Genomic DNA, 18,590 nt, shown 5'->3' with positions numbered 1-18,590 from the left:
CCTGGGCCCAGGCTCGCCCATGCGGCGCAGCCAGGCCCCATGGGAGTGGATGTTGCAGCAGGTGAAGACGCGACGCCCGGGGCGGCCCCCCACCCGCGTGGACGAGATCGTGCAGCGGCTGGCCGATGCGATCGAGCGCGGGCTGCTGAAGCCTGGGGAGCGCCTCGCCTCGGTCCGGCGTGCGGCGGTGGACCATGGCGTCTCAAAGAACACCATGGCCGAGGCCTATGACCGGCTCGTCGCCTCGGGCCATCTGGAGGCACGCCGGGGCGCGGGCTATTTCGCCTCCCCCGCGCCCCGGCCCGCGCGGGCCCGCGTGCCGCCGCACCTGGCGGAGGCCATCGACACGGTATCCCTCCTGCGGGAGCAACTGGAGGCCCGGCACGAGGTGCGGCCGGGAGACGGGCGTCCGCCGCCCTCCTGGATGGAGGGTTCCGAGCTGGCCGCCCAGTTCGCCAGCGGCAAGTGGCGGCCCGGGGGCAGCCTGGAGCATGGCTATGGCAGTTCCTGGGGCTTCCTGCCGCTCCGCGAGCGCATTGCTCTGTCCATGGTCGAGCGGGGGATCTCCTGCTCCCCGGAGCAGATCCTGCTCACCTTCGGCGCGAACCACGCCTTCGACATCGTCATCCGCCACCTGACGGAACTCGGCGACACCGTGCTGGTCGACGACCCGGGCTATTACCCGCTCTTTGGCAAGCTGCGGCTCGCGCGGGTCCGCGCTGTCGGCGTGCGGCGGCTGCCGGATGGGCCGGACCCCGACGACCTGGAGGCGAAGCTCGCCGAATTCCGGCCCAAGGCGTTCTTCACCCAGTCGCTGGCGCATAACCCCACCGGCGGCACCCTCTCACCCGCTGTCGCGCATCGCGTGGTGCTCGCCGCCGAGCGGCATGGCACGACGATCGTGGAATGCGACCCTTTCGCCGATATCCTGCCGGCCGCCAGCCCCCGCCTCGCGGCGCTCGACGGGTTGCAGCGCGTGATCTCTGTCGGGACCTTCTCGAAGACTTTGTCCGCATCGCTGCGCGTCGGCTATGTCGCAGCGGCGCCCTCCGTCGTGGAGGCGCTGAACGACCTGAAGATGCTGACGGTGGTTTCAACCTCCAGCTTCGCCGAGCAGTTCATCGCGCATCTTATCAATGGCGGGCATTACCTGCGTCATCTCCGCCGCCTGAGAAGCCGCATCGACACCGCGACGGCCACCGCCGTTGCCAATATGGCCGCCGCAGGCTGGCATGTTTCGATGCCGCCCGGAGGCGGCTTCTACCTCTGGGTCCCGCTTCCGGAGGGCGTCGACGAGGCGGATCTGTGCCACCGCGCCTCGGCACAGGGAATTTTTCTGGCGCCTGGCTCGATCTTTCGCCCGGGCCGGTCCAGTGGCCGGCATCCCGCGATGATGCGGGTGAATGTCGCCTATGCGAGTGATTCCCGCCTTCTCTCGTTTCTCCGGCAGTCTGTGGATGCCAGCAGGTCTGGCGCCCTGGCCCTGAGATCCTGATCCGATCCTGGCCTGCAAAGGCCTGAATGAAAAGCGTATCGCTTCCCCTGGGCGACGCGCCTCCCGCGCCTGCAGCATGCCTCTGGCCGCCGCGCTGCGCGGCTGGCGGCCGTTGGAACACGCAGGCATGGTGTGCAGCCGCGAGGGCCATGTCTGCAAAAGGCATGGCTGCGCCAGCTATCACATCTCAGTATGAAGGATGCGTTTTCTGCTGGTCTGACGAGACGGCGGCGCTGTTACATGGCAGGATAAGTCTCGCTGGGCGGCCATGTACTGAGTGAAGACCAACACCTGAACTCCCGCGAGGCGCTTATGTCATCAGAAATGGTTTCGGCTTCTGTCAGCGATCGAGCCCAAGGTGGGCGTCGGCTCCTGTGGATGGCGCTGGCTATCCTGCCGTTGCTCGGCGGGTGTGGCAGCTCTGAACCACCAGGACCTACCGTCAATCTGCCCCCGGGTTCCGTCCAGGGCGCGGGTGACCCACAGCGGGCAGCCGTCATCGAAACCTCCTATGCCTTCGCCAATCCCCAAACCTTGGTCGGACGCCCGGCCGAGGCTGCCCGGGCTGTGGCGAACTACGAATATCTTGCAACTGACATTCCACAGAGCCCCGACTGGTACACCTTCTCGCCTTTGGTAGGCGTGGAACTGCGCAAGGGCCTTACGGAGGTGCGGAATGCCGTCGGAATCGCCCCCAGCGCGCCGGCTCAAAGCGTGGTGAATGCACTCTATGCCGCCATGCGCGCCCTCAACGCGAACGATGTCGAGGCAGCGCGGCGTGCCCTTCAGCCGCCCCTGTTCATTGGCGGCGGTGAGGCCACGCTCTCGCGCCTCTCAAACCTGCCGCGGCTGCCCCAGGCGGCATATGCGACCTCCCTGGCCGCCCGCGAGCTGGACCGGTCGACTCCCTTGCCCGCGATGTGAGCCGGTTGGACAGTGGCGGCAGACAGCGAAGGCTGCGTCGGGAGTTTCAGGCAGGTGACTCCAGGCCAGGTGTATGCCGCCACCCCGAGAAGCTTCGCCTGAGCTGCCGCCATCCGCTGCTCAACCGGATCGTAATCGCCAGGACGTGGAACAACCTGCTGAAGCGTTCAATTGCCGAGGCAAGGGTGCTGCCGGAATGACCTGCTACGGGTTCACAGCCTGCTGAGGGATGACTGAGCCGGCGGCTGAACGGCCACCTGATCCGAACTGAGGATTCGACCAGCCGAAGCAATTGGACTAAGCCGGGGCCATGTGTGGCATCGCTGGTTGGTACCGTCGGTCAGGCCGTCCTGTGGAACATGGAGCGGTGGCCGCGCAATGCGAGGCCATCCTGCATCGCGGCCCGGACGAAGGGGGGCTGCTGCTGGATGGCGACTTCGGCTTCGGCATGCGGCGGCTCAGCATCATCGATATTGCCGGCGGGCAGCAGCCCGTGGTGTCGGAGGATGGCTCCTGCGCCGTAACCTTCAATGGCGAGATCTACAATCATCTTGAGCTGAGGCGGGAGCTGGAAGCCGCGGGGCACCGCTTCCGCAGCGCCAGCGACACGGAAACCATCCTGCTTGCCTGGATGCAATGGGGCGACGAGGCCTGGGCCAAGCTGGAGGGCATGTTCGCCATCGCGCTCTGGGACCGTTCCCGCCGCCAGTTGACGCTGGTCCGGGACCCGCTGGGCATCAAGCCCCTCTACATCACGGAGCAGATGGGCGGCCTGGCCTATGCTTCGGAGATCAAGGCGCTGCTGCCACTACCCCGGCATGGCTTCAGCATCAACCCGGACGCGGTGCATGACTACTTCCGCTTCGGCCATGTGCGGCCGCCGCGCTCCATCTACAGGGAGGTGCGGTCGCTCGCGCCGGGGCATGTCCTGACCATCGGCCCGGAAGGCGAGGCGCGCAGCCGCGCCTACTGGGCCCTGCGTTTTCAGGAAGGCCCCCGGCAGAGCGAGGCTGATTGGATCGCGCAGTTCCGCGAGATCTGGCTTGCGACGGTGCGCCGCCACATGCAGGCCGATGTGCCGGTTGGGACCTTTCTCTCCGGCGGAGTGGATTCCTCCGCCGTCACGGCCGCCATGGCGCGTGTCGGCGGGCAGCCTGTGAAAGCCTATACCATCGGCTTCCAGGAAGCCCGCTTCGATGAGACCGCGCATGCGCGCGACGTGGCGAGGCATCTGGGTTGCGAGCATGTCGTGCGCGTGGTGGACCTGCAGGCGGCGCAGGACCTGCTGCCCCGTATCCAGCATTGCTACGACGAGCCTTTCGCCGATCCCGCCGCCGTGCCCAGCTGGTACCTGGCCGAGATGGCGGCACGGGACGTGAAAGTGGTGCTGGCCGGTGATGGCGGGGATGAGATCTTCGCCGGCTATCGCCGCCATGCCAGCGAAGCGCGGCTGCTGCGCCAGGCCTCCTGGCTGCCGGCATTGCGGCCGCTCTCGCGTGCGTTGCAGGCGCTGCCGGACCTGCCGTCGCGCCAGATCACGCGCCTGCGGCGAAGCTTGGCCCGTCATTGCGAGATAGCAAAGCTGCCCGACGGCTACTGCCGCTTCTTTGCCCGGACCGAGATCACCTCCACCGCACTGCGAGAGGCCATCTACCAACCCTCCTACCGGGCCGGGCAGGCCAGCCGCGGCAGTTTTTCCGACCTTCGCGACGAGTTCTTTGCCAGCGGGACCGGTGATCCTCAGGACGATCTGGAGCAGTTCCTGCTGGCCGATACCTTGCTGCAACTGCCAGGGCAGATGCTGACCAAGGTGGACCGCGCCAGCATGGCGCATTCGCTGGAAGTGCGCGTGCCTTTCCTGTCCCACAAGTTGGTGGACTGGGCCGCAACGATGCCTTTGTCGATGAAGCTGCGCCATAATACGGGCAAGTATGTGGTGCGGAAGGCTGTGGAGCCGTGGCTTCCCGCCGGATTACTGGACAGGCCGAAGCAGGGCTTCAAGATGCCGCTGGCGCAATGGTTCCGTGGCGACTTCGGCCGTTATGCCCAGGCGGTCTGGCATGACAGCGGCGCCAAGCAGGCGGGCTATCTGGACCCTGCCGCCGTGGATCGGTTGTTTCATCAGCACGCCTCCGGGCTGCACGACCATGGCCGGGTTCTGTATTCCATCGCGGTTTTCGCCCTCTGGTGGCAGGGGCACAGCACGCGCCAGAGGCAGGCCGCCTGAACCGCTGCCTTTCGGAAGCAGGACAGCAGGCGGGGCCTTATGGCTCCTGAGAAACGTGCCGCAGGGCGGGCGGCGTCAAGCCGCAAGGGAAGCGGATCACCGGCCCTTGTGAGTGCTCAGGGCGGGAAATTCGTCCTGGCCCGCCGGAGCAGCGCCAGAAAGATCCGCACCTCGTCCTCGGACATGTTCCCGACGGCCGCGAGATTGACGGCATGCGCCTCGGGCACCAGCCGCTCCCGAAGGTCGCGCCCGGATTGCGTGAGAAACAGGAAAACCTTGCGCTTGTCCGTTTCGGAGCGGACTCGGCGGATCCAGCCTTGCGTCTCCATGCCCCGCAGGGCGGCCACGGCGGTGGGTTCCATCATGCCGACGCGGCGCGCGAGGTCGCGTTGCGTCAGGCCATCCTTCTCCCACAGCACGCGCAGGAAGTACCAGGCGCCAAGTGCCACGCCATGCTGCTGAAGCTTGGCCTGCAAATGCCGCTGGATGGCGCGGTTCAGGTCCCGCACCAGGAAGCCCACACTCTGGTCGAAGGGAAGGGGGTCGGTCAGGGCTGTGTCCTGCGGCGTCGGCATGGCGCAGGTTACACCAAAAACAGCCCGGCCGGTAACCGGCCGGGCAGCCAGGGCGCCATCGGAGCGGTGCTCAGGCCAGGGCGGCCTGGGACATGGCCTTTTCGTCCTCTTCCTCCTCCATGCCGCCGAGATAGACGGCTTCCTCCTCCGAGGCGCCGAGGATGCGCCAGTTCTCCGTCTTGGGCACCACGCCCTGGTAGGACCGCAGCTTGGCCTGCGGCAGGTGCGGCGCCTCCAGGCCGATCGGTGCGGCGCCTGAGCTGTGTCGGGCCACCGCATCCAGCATGATCCGGCGGAACTGGATCACCGCGATGTCGCTGGCGCCGAGCCGCTCCGAGGTCCGGTCCGCGATCGCGCCCATCGACTCCCACATGGCGATGTCCTGGTTGGGAATGCCGGGGATGCCCGTGAAAGAATCGCCTGTCTTCATCAGGGCGCGGTCCTGGAGGTAGTCGTTCCAAGCATGGCGCTTCATGGGGCGGAAGTTCTCGTCGAGATCGACGCCGACCTCGGCCACGCAGAATTTGCGCCAGGCGGCGGTGGAGATGGCCTCCCTGCTCTCGTGCCAGGCGATGAAGTGGAAGTAGCTGCTGGTGTCGTCGCGCGGCACGATGACGCTGGCGACGTTGTAGGTGGCATTGGGCGGGATCAGCGCCGTGAAGGGCGCGACGAAGGTGGTGATCCGCACATAATCCTGCGTCGCCGCGTTCATGATGGGGCGGCGGATGGCGGCATAGCGCATGCCGTAATTCGTGACCTGCACCTGGATGCGCGGGTTCTTGTCCGTGGAAGGACGCACCCAGTGCGTATCCAGCGCCGTCGCCTCCCCCCGCGCGGGCCGCATGTCGGAGGAATGCAGGGAGGAGGAATGGGCGCTGTCGATCTGCCCTTCCATGATCTGCGCCCAGTTGCAGGGCAGCTGGATGCGCACGATGGCCGCATGCGCCTCCGGCGTCGGCGCCCAGGGCGGCGGCTCGAATTCCGGCATGGCATCGGCGGGGCCCATATAGACCCAGACAAAGCCGCCGGCCTCCCGCGCGGGATAGGACTTGTGCTTCACCCGCTCGGCGAAGCCGCTTTCCTTGGGCTCGGACGGCATGTCGACGACATTGCCCTCCACGTCGAACTTCCAACCATGATACAGGCAGCGCAGGCCGCAGTTCTCGTTGCGTCCGAAGGCCAGGGAGGCCTTGCGGTGTGGGCACATCTCGCCCAGCACGCCGAGCCGCCCGTCGCTGTCGCGGAAGGCGACCAGATTCTCACCGAACAAGGTCAGGCGCACCGGCTTGCCATCCGGCTCCGCCAGCTGCTCGGAGAGCAGGGCGGGCACCCAGTGGCGGCGCATGAGCTGGCCCATGGGGGCGTCGCCCTCCACACGGCACAGGGTTTCGTTCTCCTCGGCGGTCAGCATGGTTGACGTGTCCTTCCCGTTGACCGGGTGCTGGCTGGCGACAGCACCGGCAAAAGCTTAGATCCCTAATGTTCTGAGGTGCGGCGGCGGCGTCAAGACATTTGTGTTCTGTCCGGATCGGGATAGATTGACCTGCGAATACCGTCTGGTCTCGCCCATGAAGGCCGAAGCTGAATAAAGCCTCACAAAACGCTTGCGCCAACAAACTTAGATATCTAACCATAACCACAGACGGCAATCGGAAGACCGTCCGAGGAAAACTGTTCCATGCTCCACGCGCCCGAAGCGGATGCGGAGCTGATGACCCTTCGCGTGACACGGGCCGAGCCCGCCGCCGATGGCATCCAGCTCTTCGAACTGCGCCACCCCCAGGGGGCGGATCTGCCGCCCTTCACGCCGGGCGCGCATCTGTCGGTCCGCGTGCCCTCCGGGGCGATGCGCAACTATTCCCTTTGCAACGACCCGCATGAACGGGACCGCTACGTCATCGCCGTGAAGCGCGAGGAAGGGGGCAGGGGTGGCTCCGTCGGGTTGATCGACGGCACGCCGGCCGGCGCCAGCCTCGATGTTTCGGCGCCCCGCAACCTGTTCGAGCTGGACCTGCGCGCGCCGGAATACATCTTTGTCGCCGGGGGCATCGGCATCACGCCGATCCTGGCGATGATCCGCTACCTCCAGGCTGAAGGCGGCAAGCCCTTTCGCCTCTTCTACCTGACCCGCGCCGCCAGCGGCACCGCCTTCTGTGACGAGATCGCGGCCCCCGGCTTCGCCGATGCGGATGCCGTCGTGATCCACCACGACGAAGGCGACCCGGAAAAGGCCTATGACCTCTGGCCGGTTTTCGAGGAACCGACCAAGGCGCATATCTATTGCTGCGGCCCGCGCCCCTTGATGGATGCCGTGCGCGACATGACAGGGCACTGGCCGGAGCAGGCCGTGCATTTCGAGGATTTCGGCTCAGACCTCGTCCGCCCGCGCGCCGATGACGCCCCCTTCGCGGTGAAGCTCGGGCCCGATGGAGACCCGCTGGAGGTGCCGGTGGGCACCACGATCCTGGAGGTGCTGCGCGCCCATGGCCGCAAGCTGCCCTCCTCCTGCGAGAGCGGCACCTGCGGCACCTGCCGCACCCGCTACCTGTCCGGCGAGGTGGATCACCGCGACATGGCGCTGACGCCGGCGGAACGGAAATCCGCGCTGATGATCTGCGTCTCTCGGGCCAAGTCCGACACGCTGGTGCTGGACCTCTGAGGGTGGCGGAGGCGCCGATCCGGCTGGGCGTGGCGGGCCTCGGCCGGGCGTTCATGCTGATGCTGCCCACGCTGGCACAGGACCCGCGCATCCGGATGGTGGCCGCCGCCGATCCCCGGCCTGAGGCCCGGGCGCGGTTCGAGGCGGATTTCGACGCCCGCAGCTATGACACGGTGGAGGCGCTCTGCGCCCATCCCGGGCTGGACGCGGTTTATGTCGCCTCGCCGCACCAGTTCCATGTCGAGCATGTGCGCATCGCCGCCGGCGCCGGCAAACATGTGCTGGTGGAAAAGCCCATGGCGCTGGCCGTGGAGGATTGCCTCGCCATGGTGGCCGCCGCGCGGCGTGCCAGCGTGCACCTGATCGTCGGCCACAGCCATTCCTTTGACGCGCCTTACCTCCAGACGCGGGCGATGATCCGCTCCGGCCGCTTCGGCGCGGTGCGCATGGTGACGGCGCTGAACTTCACCGACTATCTCTACCGCCCTCGCCGGCCGGAGGAACTGGATACGACCCGGGGCGGCGGCGCGATCTTCTCCCAGGCGCCGCATCAGGTGGAAGTGGTGCGCCTGCTGGCCGGCCGCCCGGCCCGCGCCATCCGCGCCGCGGCCTCCGTCTGGGACCCCGCGCGCGGCACGGAAGGCGCCTACAACGCGCTGCTGGATTTCGGCGAAGGCCTTTCCGCCACGCTGACCTACAACGGCCACGGCCATTTCGACACCGATGAGTTCCAGGACTGGACGGGCGAGATGGGCACGCTCCGTGACCCCGCCGCCTATGGCACCGCGCGTGCGGCCCTGCGCCGCGTTGCCTCCCCGGCGGAGGAAGCGGCGCTGAAGGAACAGCGGGCCTATGGCCGCGGCAGCGCCGCCGCCGAGGCGCGCAAGGGGCCGCCGCCGCCGGCCTATAATCATTTCGGCCTGGTCATCGCCTCCTGCGAGAAGGCCGACCTTCGCCCCACCGCGCGCGGCGTGCTGGTCTATGGCGACGACGAGCGCCGCTTCGAACCGCTGCCCCCACCCCAGATCCCGCGTGCCGAGGTCATCGACGAACTCCACGCCGCCGTGATGCATGGCGTGCCGCCGCTGCACAGCGGCGAATGGGGCCTGGCCACGGCCGAGATCTGCCTTGCCCTGCTCGAATCCGCGCGCAGCGGGCGGGACGTGACGCTGAAGCACCAAGGGCCGGCACAAACGGCCATGACACAGTGGGAGGAAAGCTATGGCCATCGGATCCTGGGGGCGCCGTGACGCCCTCCGCCTCGCTGCCGCGGCGGCACTGGGGCTGCCTACCACGGCCCGCGCCCAGGGCGGGCGGAGCGTGGCACGGCTGGTCGTGCCCTATGCGCCGGGCGGCACCACGGATGTCACCGCGCGCCTCCTGTCCAACCGCATCGCAGAAGGGCTGGGCCAGACCTGGGTGATCGAGAACCGCTCCGGCGCCAATGGCGCGATCGGCGCGCAGGACATCGCGCGCGCGGCGCCGGACGGGCTGAACCTGCTGTATTCGAACGAGGTGCATCTCGTCCTGAAGTTCGTGCAGCGCGGCGTGCCCTTCGATGCCCTGGCGGACTTCACCCCCATCGTGCGCACGGTGCGCATTCCCTATGTCCTGGTTGGCGGCGCGAACCACATCCGGCAGCCCGATGCGAAGGCGCTGCTGGCGGCGGTGAAGCGGGAGCCCAATCGCTTCACCTTCGCCGGCTCCACCCTCGGCTCCGTCGGCCAGCTGGGCGCGGCGGCCCTGGGCCAGAAGCTGGGCACGGAATTCACCATCGTTGCCTACCGGGGCTCGGGCCCCGCGGTGAACGACCTGGTCTCGGGCGCGGTGAGCCTCATGTTCGCGCCGCTCGGCGCCGTGCAGCCGCTGATCGAGAGCGGCCAGCTCAAGGCCTTCGCGGTCACCGCGACGGAGCGGGTGCCGCTGCTGCCGGAGGTGCCGACCATGGTGGAGCTGGGTTACCCCGAGATGGTCTTCGAGGGCTGGACCGGCATCTGGGGGCCGCGCCGGCTGCCGGCGGAGAAGGTGGCGGCCGTGCATGACGCCACGGCCCAGGCGCTGCGCGACCCTGAGATCGTGCAGCGCCTGGCGGCCCTGGGCTGCGCCCCCATCGTGGAAAGCAGCGAGGATTTCAGCCGCCTGACGGAACGGGAGCAGGCGCGCAATGGCGAGATCGCCCGGGCCGCCGGCATCCGCCCCGAATAAGGAAGTTCCCCATGCCCCTGATCCGCATCGAACCCGTGCGGGATGAGCGCTCCGGCCGTTACTACCTGGAGATCTACAGCCCGCATGACGCGCCGGCGCCTTATGTGACGACGCAGCCGCGCTACCAATCCGCCGCCGCGGCGGAGAATGATGTGGTGGCGATCCTGGCCGCCGCCGCCAGCACCGCGCGTAACAGCTAGGAGCCGCATATCTTGTCCTCTCTGCGCCTGTCCCTCGCCATCGGCGATTACGACCGCATCCGCCCGCTGGTGGATGGCACCGTCCGCATCGATGGCGTCGATCCGGTCTTCTCGATCCTGGACCCGGAGGAGATCTTCTTCCGCGCCTTCAGATACGCCGATTTCGATATCTGTGAGCTGTCGCTCTCCTCCTTCACGGTCAAGACCGCCAACGGGGATTGCCCCTATGTCGGCATCCCTGTCTTCCCTTCCCGCGCCTTCCGCCACACCTCCGTCTATATCCGCACCGATCGCGGCATCGCGCGGCCGGAGGATCTGAAGGACCGCCGCATCGGCCTGCCGGAATACCAGCTCACCGCCAATGTCTGGGTGCGGATGATCCTGGAGGAATACGGCGTCCATCCCTCCGACGTGACCTGGGTGCGGGGCGGCTACGAGGACCCGTCGCGGGAGGAGAAGATCACGCTGAAGCTGCCGCCCGATGTGCGGCTGGAAAGCCTGCCGCCGGGTGCCACGCTCTCCTCCGCCCTGGCCGATGGCACCATCGATGCCGTGGTGGGCCCGCGCGCGCCGTCCTGCTTCGACCGCGGGCATCCGCAGGTCGGGCGGCTCTGGCCTGACCCGGTGGGCGCCGCTTCCGAGTGGTACGGCAAGCACCGCATGTTCCCGATCATGCACATCCTGGGCGTACGCAAGGATGTGGTGGAGCAGCACCGCTACCTGCCGGGCGCGCTTGTGAAAGCCTTCGAGGAAGCCAAGGAGGTCGCGATGCGGAAGCTCTCCAATACCGCCGCCACCAAGGTAACGCTGCCCTTCGTCGAGGAGCGGCTGCAGCAGGCGCGGCAACTCATGGGCCATGACTTCTGGTCCTATGGGCTGGAAGGGAACCGGCATGTGCTGGAGGCCTTCCTGACGGCGCATCACCAGCAGGGGCTATCCTCGCGGAAGCTGGCGCCGGAGGAACTGTTCCACCCGGCCTCTCTGGAAGCCTTCAAGCTCTGACAACGGAAAAGAAGGAAACGATCATGAAGGGCTTCCTCAACCAGGTTCCGGACATCATGGCCTCCTCCACCCGCCGCGGCCTGCCGCGCAAGGTGGAGCACAAGCCGGCGAGCACCGCCGACTACATGAAGGGCGTGGACAATTTCTGCCGCGTCATGGCGATCCGCCCCGGCGACCATGTGGTGATGCTGACGGACCCGCTGATCGACCCGCGCGTGGTGCAGGCGGTGCAGGGGCTGGCGCGTGGGCGCGGCGCCACCTTCATCTCCTACATAGGCGATTCCACCCGCTACGTCACGGTGCCCGAGGAAGCCAAGCCGCTGCTGGAGCGCGCGACCTTCGTGGTCTCCACCTGGTTCGCCTCGGTTCTGGACCCCTATTGCATCGGGCTGCGGCGCAACAAGGGCCAGCGTTGGGTCAAGATCACCTTCTTCCGCGACCTGGACCTGCTGCACACGCCGCAGGCGCAGTTCCCGGTGGAGCTGCTGGGCGAGATCATCCGCGCCACCGGCCGCATGTTTCCCGAGGCCGGCGATTTCACCCTGCGCGTCACCGATCCGCGCGGCACGGACTTCCGCGTGCCCTTCAGCGAGAAGATGCTGCAGCACCTGCGCCGCCACAATCGCTGGCGCGGCCACAACGTGGCGGATGAGGATGGCTGCTACGTCCATTACCTGCCGACGCATGGCCCCAATCTCTTCGAGCCCGGCATGGTTGGCCTGCAGCCGGAGGAGAAGATCGGCGTCACCGGCACCATCTGGCCGCAATGGGCCGTGGGCTTCGACGAACCGTTCAAGGAGCCTGTCGGCGTCGAGTTCGAGCAGGACGTGGTGAAGGCCGTGCATGGCGACAGCTGGGAAGCGCAGGTGATGCGCGACTACCTGATCGGCGGCACGCTGGAAGAGGTGGGCTGCGGCCACAACCCCAAGGCGCCGCGCTTCGACATCTATCCCGCCGGGCCGAATTCCCCCGGCGCGCTGCATTTCGGCATCAATGCGCTGCAACCTTCGGAATACCTGCGCCGGGTGATGCCGAACTGGGAGGAGCCGCATATCCACATGGACCTCGTCACCTTCGACAGCACCGTGGTGGCCGGCAACCGCACGCTGGTCGAGGATGGCTACCTGATGTCCCTGCGCGACCCCAAGGTCCGCGCCCTGGCCGAGACCTATGGCGACCCGGTCGAGCTTCTCGAAGCTTACCCGATCTGACGGGCCACGAGGGGAGGGGCGTCCATGAAGAACGCAGCAATCAAACGGCGGAGCCTCTTGGTGGCGGGGGCGGCGCTGGCCGCCACTTCTGGCACCGCGCGGGCGCAGGGCTGGCCTGAACGGCCCATCCGGCTCGTCGTGCCCTTCGCCGCCGGCGGCGGGGGCGACACGCTGGGCCGGCTTGCCGCCCAGGCGGCGCAGGCGCATCTGAGCCAGCCGCTGGTGGTGGAGAACCGGGTGGGCGCGGGCGGCAATATCGGTGCCGAGGCCGTCGCCCGCGCGGTGCCCGATGGCTACACCCTGCTCTACGGCACCAACGGCACCCACGCGATCAACGAGGCGCTCTATCCGAAGCTGCCGTTCCGCCCCGATGCCGACTTCATCCCCGTTGCCGCCCTTTCCCGCATCGCCCTGGTGGTGGTGGTGCGCAAGGACCTGCCGGTGGAGACGGTGCCGGAACTGGTCAGGCTGCTGAAGTCGCAGCCGGGCAAGCTCACCTATGCCTCCGCCGGTAATGGCACCACGGGGCACATTGCCTCGGAGATGTTCCGGGGCGCGGCGGGGGTGGAGCTGGTCCATATCCCCTATCGCGGCAATGCGGCGGCGATGACCGACTTGGCCGCCGGGCGCGTGGACATGGCGATCGACCTGATCCCGGCCGCGGCGCCGCTGCTCCAGGGCGGCGCCGTGCGGGCCCTGGCGGTGACAAGCCTGGAGCGGCTGCCAACCCATCCGGATCTTCCCACCGTGGCCTCGGTGCTGCCGGGCTTCGAGGTCGCGGCCTGGGACGGCATCTTCGCGCCGGCCGGCACGCCCGCGCCGGTGGTGGCGGCGGTCAATGCCGCCTTCAGGAAGGGCATGCGGGAGGAAGGGATGATCGACCGGCTGCGCCAGCGCGGCGCGGAGGTGGTGCCCCTCGAATCCCCTGGCGACTTCGCGGGCTTTGTTGCTGCGGAACGCGGCAAGTGGTCGGCCGCCGTGCGGGCCAGCGGCGCCCGGATGGACTGACGCGGCCATCCCGCCGGGCCGGCCAGGACGACACGGCGGCGGCATGGCCGGACGATCATGCTGCCCGGCCGGGTTGGCCCCCCGCCGCCCAGGGATTGGTGCCGTGCTGAAGCCAAGCCAGGCTATCGGCCCAGAAGCTGCGCTCGAAGCGCGCGTGAAAGAGGCCGAAATGGCCGACCTGGGCCACGCCGAGATCCGCCGGCGCCAGCACCACCTCCTGCCGTGGCGCATTGCGGTAGTAGCGCAGGCCGCGGCGGATCGCCTGCGCCGTGCCCAGCGCGTCATCGGCGACGATCACCGCCAGGACCGGCGCGGTCACGGCCGCGAAGCGGGCCAGGACCGGCTGGCGCTGCGGCGGCGGCAGGTTGAGCTCCATGCGCGCGCGGCGGAAGCTCCATTCATTCGCCACCCCCGCCGGCAGATCCTCCAGCCACCCGAGGCGGCGGCCGGGAAAATAGCCGCAGAGCGTCGTCATCAGCGGCATCGCCACATGCCATTTCAGGAACAGGCGGGCCCGCTCGGCGGCCCGGTAGTCGCGCCAATAGGCATATTGCGCGCCGACGGTGAGGATGCGGTCGATGGCCGGCGCGCCGGCGGCGAAGCCGGGCAGGAAGCCACCAATGCTGTGGCCCACCACATGCAGCGGCAGGCCCGGCCGCCGTTGCTGCATGAAGCGCAGCGCCGCATCGCAATCCAGCGTGCCCCATTGGTGCCAGCGGTAGCCGCAGCCGCGCAGCTTCTCGGGGCGGGACGCGCCGATGCCACGGTAATCGTAGGTCAGCACATCGAAGCCATGGGCGCTCAGGAAGCGGGCGTAGCGGTGGTAGTAGCGCGCCAGCACCCCGGTGGCGGCATTCACCACCACCGCGCCGCGCGAAGGCCCCTGGGCCGGCCAGAGATGGCCGCCCAGCCGCAGGCCATCGGCGCAGGCGATGAGGACGGCCTCTTCACCCGGCATGGACGAAGGCCTCCGCCACGGCATCGAGGTCCGGCAGGTTCGGCGTGAAGAGCATATCCGGCCCCGCATGCAGGGCGTGGAAGCGGGCGATGCGCCCGGCTTGGTCCTTCACCAGGGCCTCCCGTCCTTGTGGCAGAAGCGCCAGGCGCCATCCTCGCGCAGCGCCATCAGGTCGTCGGCGGGATAGGAGGCGGTGTCGCCTTCCGTGCGGTCGCCGATTTCCAGGTATCGCACGGGGTTGCCTGTACGGTTCTCCAGGTGATGCGCCGGGCCGCCGGCCGGGAAGCCGGCGCAGTCGCCCGGGCGCAGCAGGCTTTCCACGCCCTCTCCGGTGACCAACAGGGGCTCCCCTTCCAGCACGAAGATGAACTCGTCCTGATGGCTATGCGCGTGGTGCAGCGCGGAGCAGGCGCCGGGCCGCAGTTCCGTCAGGTTCACACCGAAGTTGCGCAGGCCGAAGGCATCGCCCAACTGGCGCTTGATGCGCCCCTCCATCCGCGCCGCGAAGACCGGCGGGTAATTGGAAGGCTTGCTGCGGGGCGCGGCCGCGGCGGCGGACAGGAAGATGGGATGATCCATGGCGATTCTCCTCAGCGGCGCCTGGGCTGCTTATAATCCATCCCCGACGGCGATGGGAGGCGATCGGGGCAAGGGCAGCCTCCGCTCATGACCACCAGATCGGCACCACCGATGCCGCCAGCAGGGCGCCGAGCAGGCCATTCGCCACGGCCCAGTGCCGTTCCGTCCGCAGCCGCCGCCCCATCACGCCGCCGGCGGCGCACCAGGCGGAGAGGGCCAGCAGCGCGAAGCCGGCGAAGGTGCAGCCCAGCAGCAGCGCCAGCCCCGCCGGGCTCCCGGCCAGGCCGGAGAAGGAGGCCGCGGCCCCCAGGGTCACCGCCCAGGCCTTGGGGTTCTGGCAGGTGAAGAGCAGGCCCAGCAGCAGCCCGCCGGGCGCCGCCGCCCCGCCATGGCGCGGCGCGCCGCTGCGCGCGATGCGCCAGGCCAGCCAGAGCAGATAGGCCGTGCCGGCCAGCCGCAGCGCGACCTGCGCCGAGGGCAGCAGCAGCAGCACCGCGCCCAGGCCGCCCGCCGCCGCCGCGGCCATGACGCCGATGCCAAGCGCCAGCCCCGCGACCAGCGGCAGGGATGGCACGAAGCCGAAGCGCGCCCCGGAAGCCACCGCCATCACCGTGGCGCTGCCCGGCGTGGCGGTGGAGATCGCCGCGAAAAGCAGCAGCGGCCAGATGCTGTCCATTGCCGATCCTCTGGAACCAGCGCCCATGTTCCGCCTCCGCCGGGCGGATGCGCCAGCCACGCCGCCCGCGAACTGTGCCGCCCTGCGGGCGGCACAGTTGGTGCGCGCGCCGTCACGCCTGGCCTTGTTCGCCGCCCCGTGGCACCCGATGCTCGGTGGCACGCGTTCCAGGGAGGCGCCGCCATGGCCCAGAGCCCCGTCCCCGCCACACCGGCCCGGCCGGCGCTGCGCCTTGTCCTTGGCGGGCATGCGCGCCTTTCCATCGAGATCGACCGCCAGGCCCCGGTGCCGCTCGCCGACCAGATCTCCGGCCGGCTGGCGGAACTGATCCGCGCCGGCACGCTGCCCCATGGCACGCGGCTGCCCTCCATCCGCGCCCTGGCCCGCCGCACCGGCATCGGCGTGCATAGCGTGGTGGAGGCTTACGCGCGGCTCGCGGCGATGGGTCTGTCCGTGTCCCGCTCCGGCTCCGGCGTTTATGTGATCCGCCCGGCGGAGCTGCCGCCAGCGGCGCCGCTCCCCACCCCTGATCCCACCGCCGCCGAGGGCATCGCCATGGCCATGCTGGAAGCGCGGGAGGATGTGCTCTGCCCGGGTAGCGGCGTGCTGCCGGAGGCCTGGACGGAGAGCGCCTGGCAGGGCGGCGTGCTGTCCCGCTTCCACCGGCATCTGCCGGCGCATCTGCGGCGCGTGGCGCCGCCGCAGGGTGGCGCGGCGGTCCGCGAGCATGTCTGCCAACGCCTGGCGATGCGCGGCATCGCCGTGCCGCCGGATGGCGTGCTGATGACGGCAGGCGGCACCCAGGCGCTGCAACTGGTGGCGCAGGCCTTCCTTTCGCCCGGCGACACGGTGCTGGTGGAGGACCCTGGCTATTTCATGCTCTTTCCGATGCTGGAGCAGCGCGGGCTGCGGCTGGTGCCGGTGGAAAGGCGGCCGGATGGCCCCTGCCTGGAGGCGCTGGAACAGGCCTGCCGCAGGGAGGCGCCCAAGGCCTTCTTCCTGCAGCCCGTGCTGCACAACCCGACGGGATGGACCGCCTCCGCCGCCCATCTCCATCGCCTGCTCCGCATCGCTGAGCGCCACAACCTGCTGCTGGTGGAGGATGACGCGCATGGCGACCTGCATGGCGGCGAGCCGGTGCGCCTGATGCAGCTCGATGGCGGAGCCTCCGTCATCCATGTCGGCAGCTTCACCAAGCTGATCGGCCAGGGCACGCGGGTCGGCTTCCTGGCGGCATCGGCGGAGCGTGTGCAGGCATTGCTGCGCACCAGGATCACCACCGCCCTGACCGGCTCGGGCGTGGAGGAGCAACTGGTGCTGGAGATGCTCTGCTCCGGCCAGTACCGCCGGCACCTGGAGACGCTGCGGGCGCGGCTTTCCGCCGCGCGCGGCCTGGTGGCGGGGCGGCTGCGCGGGCTCGGCTTCACCGTGGCGGGTGGGGAGGACGGGATGTTCCTCTGGGCCGAGGCGCCGCTGGAAGCGCGGGACGACCTTGTTCTCGCCGCGCGCGACCATGGGCTGGTGCTGGCGGGCGGCGCGTTGTTCCGCCCCTGCCGGCAACCCAGCCGCCATCTCCGCTTCAACATCGGGCGCAGCACGGACCCGCGCATCATGGAACTGCTGGACCGCCTGCTGCAGGGAGGACGGAGATGACCGGGCGGCCCTCACGCCACGCGATGGTGGTTGTCCTGGCCGGCGGCGCCATCATGAGCGTGGCCATGGGCACGAGGCAGAGCTTCGGGCTTTATCTCGAACCGCTGGCCGGCGGCTACGGGCATTCCCTTGGCCTGATCGCCTTCGCCATCGCGCTGCACAACCTCACCTGGGGGATCGCCCAGCCTTTCGCCGGCGCGGCCGCGGACCGCTTCGGGCCCGCGCCGGTCGTGGCGGCGGGCGCGCTGCTCTATGCCGGCGGCCTGTCGCTTGTCGCGCTCTCCGCCTCAGGCGCCGCGCTGATCCTCGGCATGGGTGTCCTGGTGGGGCTGGGTATCAGTTGCACCAGCTTCGGCGTCGTGATGGCGGCCCTGGGCCGCGCCGTGCCGGCCGGGCGGCGCAGCATGGCCATGGGCCTCGCCAGCGCGGGCGGCTCGCTGGGGCAGGCGCTGTTCGTGCCGCTGGCGCAGGGGGTCGCGCAGCAATCCGGCATGGCGGCCTCCCTGCTGGTTCTGGCCAGTTGCCTGGTGGCCGCGGCGCCGCTGGGGGTCCTGCTGCACCAAGCCCCTGGCCCCGGCGAGATGGCCGAGCCGTCCATGCCGCTGCGCGAGGCGGTGAGCCAGGCCTTCGGGCATCGTGGCTATTGCCTCCTGACGCTCGGCTTCTTCACCTGCGGCTTCCAGCTGGCCTTCATCGGCACGCATCTGCCCGCGTACCTGACGCTGTGCGGGATGCCGGCGAGCGCGGGCGCCTCGGCGCTGGCACTGATCGGGCTGTTCAACATGATTGGCAGCGCGCTCTGCGGCTGGCTGGGCGGGCGCTTCCCCCAGCAGTGGGCATTGGGCTGGCTCTACCTGCTGCGTAGCGCCGTGATTCTCGCCTTCTTTCTTGCGCCGAAGACAGGCCCGGTGGTCTTCGCCTTCGCCGCCGCCATGGGCCTGATGTGGCTCGGCACCGTGCCGCTGACGAGCGGGCTGGTGGCGAAGCTTTTCGGCACGCGGCACCTCGGGACGCTCTTCGGCCTGTGCTTCCTCAGCCACCAGGTCGGCTCCTTTCTCGGCTCCTGGTCCGGTGGCCTCATCTTCGATCTCACCGGCTCCTACAGCCTGGTCTGGGTGGCCGCCGCCATGGCTGGGCTCGTGGCTGCGGCGCTGCACTTTCCCATCGACGCTACGTCACCGCATACCAGCGCCGCTGGCCCTCGACGCGTTTGAGCCA

At 69.1% G+C, this 18,590-nt stretch carries 18 protein-coding genes; 12 read left to right on the top strand and 6 right to left on the bottom strand.

Annotated features, from left to right (window positions below; translation table 11 throughout):
- The first annotated feature begins 61 nt into the window (after nt 1–61).
- From EBE87_RS17325 to asnB, 3 genes are all read left to right on the top strand, one after another.
- Nucleotides 62–1,495: an aminotransferase-like domain-containing protein gene (locus EBE87_RS17325; protein ID WP_233553210.1), complete on the top strand. Its 1,434-nt coding sequence runs from the start codon at nt 62–64 to the stop codon at nt 1,493–1,495.
- A gap of 378 nt (nt 1,496–1,873) precedes the next feature.
- Nucleotides 1,874–2,419, top strand: a complete 546-nt coding sequence (locus tag EBE87_RS28665; RefSeq protein WP_147426059.1) for a hypothetical protein — start codon at nt 1,874–1,876, stop codon at nt 2,417–2,419.
- Nucleotides 2,420–2,729: 310 nt separating this feature from the next.
- A complete protein-coding gene (gene asnB / locus EBE87_RS17315; RefSeq protein ID WP_120638430.1) occupies nt 2,730–4,646 on the top strand; it encodes an asparagine synthase (glutamine-hydrolyzing) in 1,917 nt (638 codons plus the stop codon).
- Between the two features lie 116 nt (nt 4,647–4,762).
- Here the strand turns inward: asnB and EBE87_RS17310 are convergent, their stop codons facing one another.
- On the bottom strand, nt 4,763–5,221 hold the full coding sequence (locus EBE87_RS17310; RefSeq protein WP_120638429.1) for a MarR family winged helix-turn-helix transcriptional regulator: 459 nt from the start codon (nt 5,219–5,221) through the stop codon (nt 4,763–4,765).
- A gap of 70 nt (nt 5,222–5,291) precedes the next feature.
- On the bottom strand, nt 5,292–6,632 hold the full coding sequence (locus EBE87_RS17305; RefSeq protein WP_120638428.1) for a Rieske 2Fe-2S domain-containing protein: 1,341 nt from the start codon (nt 6,630–6,632) through the stop codon (nt 5,292–5,294).
- Nucleotides 6,633–6,899: 267 nt separating this feature from the next.
- Between EBE87_RS17305 and EBE87_RS17300 the strand changes: the two genes are divergently transcribed.
- Genes EBE87_RS17300 through EBE87_RS17270 form a run of 7 tightly spaced genes read left to right on the top strand, consistent with a single transcriptional unit; the run spans nt 6,900 to nt 13,506 of the window.
- Entirely contained in the window at nt 6,900–7,880 is a 981-nt protein-coding gene (locus tag EBE87_RS17300) for a PDR/VanB family oxidoreductase (RefSeq protein ID WP_120638427.1), read from the top strand.
- Nucleotides 7,881–7,882: 2 nt separating this feature from the next.
- Nucleotides 7,883–9,130: a Gfo/Idh/MocA family oxidoreductase gene (locus tag EBE87_RS17295; RefSeq protein ID WP_120638426.1), complete on the top strand. Its 1,248-nt coding sequence runs from the start codon at nt 7,883–7,885 to the stop codon at nt 9,128–9,130.
- Entirely contained in the window at nt 9,102–10,085 is a 984-nt protein-coding gene (locus tag EBE87_RS17290) for a Bug family tripartite tricarboxylate transporter substrate binding protein (protein ID WP_120638425.1), read from the top strand. The genes EBE87_RS17295 and EBE87_RS17290 overlap by 29 nt, the downstream gene beginning before the upstream one ends.
- An 11-nt stretch (nt 10,086–10,096) precedes the next feature.
- A complete protein-coding gene (locus EBE87_RS17285) occupies nt 10,097–10,285 on the top strand; it encodes a hypothetical protein (RefSeq protein ID WP_120638424.1) in 189 nt (62 codons plus the stop codon).
- A gap of 12 nt (nt 10,286–10,297) precedes the next feature.
- Complete coding sequence (locus tag EBE87_RS17280; protein WP_120638423.1) at nt 10,298–11,287, top strand: ABC transporter substrate-binding protein; 990 nt, start codon at nt 10,298–10,300, stop codon at nt 11,285–11,287.
- 23 nt (nt 11,288–11,310) lie between these two features.
- Complete coding sequence (locus tag EBE87_RS17275) at nt 11,311–12,498, top strand: hypothetical protein (protein WP_120638422.1); 1,188 nt, start codon at nt 11,311–11,313, stop codon at nt 12,496–12,498.
- 24 nt (nt 12,499–12,522) lie between these two features.
- Nucleotides 12,523–13,506: a Bug family tripartite tricarboxylate transporter substrate binding protein gene (locus EBE87_RS17270; RefSeq protein ID WP_120638421.1), complete on the top strand. Its 984-nt coding sequence runs from the start codon at nt 12,523–12,525 to the stop codon at nt 13,504–13,506.
- A gap of 55 nt (nt 13,507–13,561) precedes the next feature.
- On the opposite strand, the gene EBE87_RS17265 is transcribed toward EBE87_RS17270, so the two are convergent.
- From EBE87_RS17265 to EBE87_RS17255, 4 genes are all read right to left on the bottom strand, one after another.
- The gene (locus EBE87_RS17265) at nt 13,562–14,464 is read right to left on the bottom strand and encodes an alpha/beta hydrolase family protein (protein WP_199707384.1); all 903 of its coding nucleotides are present in this window, start codon (nt 14,462–14,464) and stop codon (nt 13,562–13,564) included.
- Complete coding sequence (locus tag EBE87_RS30340) at nt 14,454–14,576, bottom strand: hypothetical protein (RefSeq protein WP_267898264.1); 123 nt, start codon at nt 14,574–14,576, stop codon at nt 14,454–14,456. The genes EBE87_RS17265 and EBE87_RS30340 overlap by 11 nt, the downstream gene beginning before the upstream one ends.
- A complete protein-coding gene (locus EBE87_RS17260) occupies nt 14,573–15,043 on the bottom strand; it encodes a cupin domain-containing protein (protein WP_302466804.1) in 471 nt (156 codons plus the stop codon). Before EBE87_RS17260 ends, EBE87_RS30340 begins: the two co-directional genes overlap by 4 nt.
- Before the next feature lie 85 nt (nt 15,044–15,128).
- A complete protein-coding gene (locus EBE87_RS17255) occupies nt 15,129–15,719 on the bottom strand; it encodes a LysE family translocator (RefSeq protein WP_122140088.1) in 591 nt (196 codons plus the stop codon).
- Nucleotides 15,720–15,902: 183 nt separating this feature from the next.
- Between EBE87_RS17255 and EBE87_RS17250 the strand changes: the two genes are divergently transcribed.
- Both EBE87_RS17250 and EBE87_RS17245 read left to right on the top strand, forming a co-directional pair.
- The gene (locus EBE87_RS17250; protein ID WP_120639765.1) at nt 15,903–17,372 is read left to right on the top strand and encodes an aminotransferase-like domain-containing protein; all 1,470 of its coding nucleotides are present in this window, start codon (nt 15,903–15,905) and stop codon (nt 17,370–17,372) included.
- Nucleotides 17,369–18,586: an MFS transporter gene (locus EBE87_RS17245; protein WP_199707673.1), complete on the top strand. Its 1,218-nt coding sequence runs from the start codon at nt 17,369–17,371 to the stop codon at nt 18,584–18,586. The genes EBE87_RS17250 and EBE87_RS17245 overlap by 4 nt, the downstream gene beginning before the upstream one ends.
- Nucleotides 18,587–18,590: the final 4 nt, after the last annotated feature.

This window comes from Teichococcus wenyumeiae, from assembly GCF_003696345.1.
Taxonomy (GTDB): domain Bacteria; phylum Pseudomonadota; class Alphaproteobacteria; order Acetobacterales; family Acetobacteraceae; genus Pseudoroseomonas; species Pseudoroseomonas wenyumeiae.
This window is presented reverse-complemented; position numbering and strand designations above follow the sequence as displayed.

Coding starts and splice junctions, on each gene's coding strand:
- EBE87_RS28665 (WP_147426059.1), top strand. CDS start 1,874: ATGGCGCTGGCTATCCTGCCGTTGCTCGGCGGGTGTGGCAGCTCTGAA.
- asnB (WP_120638430.1), top strand. CDS start 2,730: ATGTGTGGCATCGCTGGTTGGTACCGTCGGTCAGGCCGTCCTGTGGAA.
- EBE87_RS17310 (WP_120638429.1), bottom strand. CDS start 5,221: ATGCCGACGCCGCAGGACACAGCCCTGACCGACCCCCTTCCCTTCGAC.
- EBE87_RS17305 (WP_120638428.1), bottom strand. CDS start 6,632: ATGCTGACCGCCGAGGAGAACGAAACCCTGTGCCGTGTGGAGGGCGAC.
- EBE87_RS17300 (WP_120638427.1), top strand. CDS start 6,900: ATGCTCCACGCGCCCGAAGCGGATGCGGAGCTGATGACCCTTCGCGTG.
- EBE87_RS17290 (WP_120638425.1), top strand. CDS start 9,102: ATGGCCATCGGATCCTGGGGGCGCCGTGACGCCCTCCGCCTCGCTGCC.
- EBE87_RS17285 (WP_120638424.1), top strand. CDS start 10,097: ATGCCCCTGATCCGCATCGAACCCGTGCGGGATGAGCGCTCCGGCCGT.
- EBE87_RS17275 (WP_120638422.1), top strand. CDS start 11,311: ATGAAGGGCTTCCTCAACCAGGTTCCGGACATCATGGCCTCCTCCACC.
- EBE87_RS17270 (WP_120638421.1), top strand. CDS start 12,523: ATGAAGAACGCAGCAATCAAACGGCGGAGCCTCTTGGTGGCGGGGGCG.
- EBE87_RS17265 (WP_199707384.1), bottom strand. CDS start 14,464: ATGCCGGGTGAAGAGGCCGTCCTCATCGCCTGCGCCGATGGCCTGCGG.
- EBE87_RS17260 (WP_302466804.1), bottom strand. CDS start 15,043: ATGGATCATCCCATCTTCCTGTCCGCCGCCGCGGCCGCGCCCCGCAGC.
- EBE87_RS17255 (WP_122140088.1), bottom strand. CDS start 15,719: ATGGACAGCATCTGGCCGCTGCTGCTTTTCGCGGCGATCTCCACCGCC.
- EBE87_RS17250 (WP_120639765.1), top strand. CDS start 15,903: ATGGCCCAGAGCCCCGTCCCCGCCACACCGGCCCGGCCGGCGCTGCGC.
- EBE87_RS17245 (WP_199707673.1), top strand. CDS start 17,369: ATGACCGGGCGGCCCTCACGCCACGCGATGGTGGTTGTCCTGGCCGGC.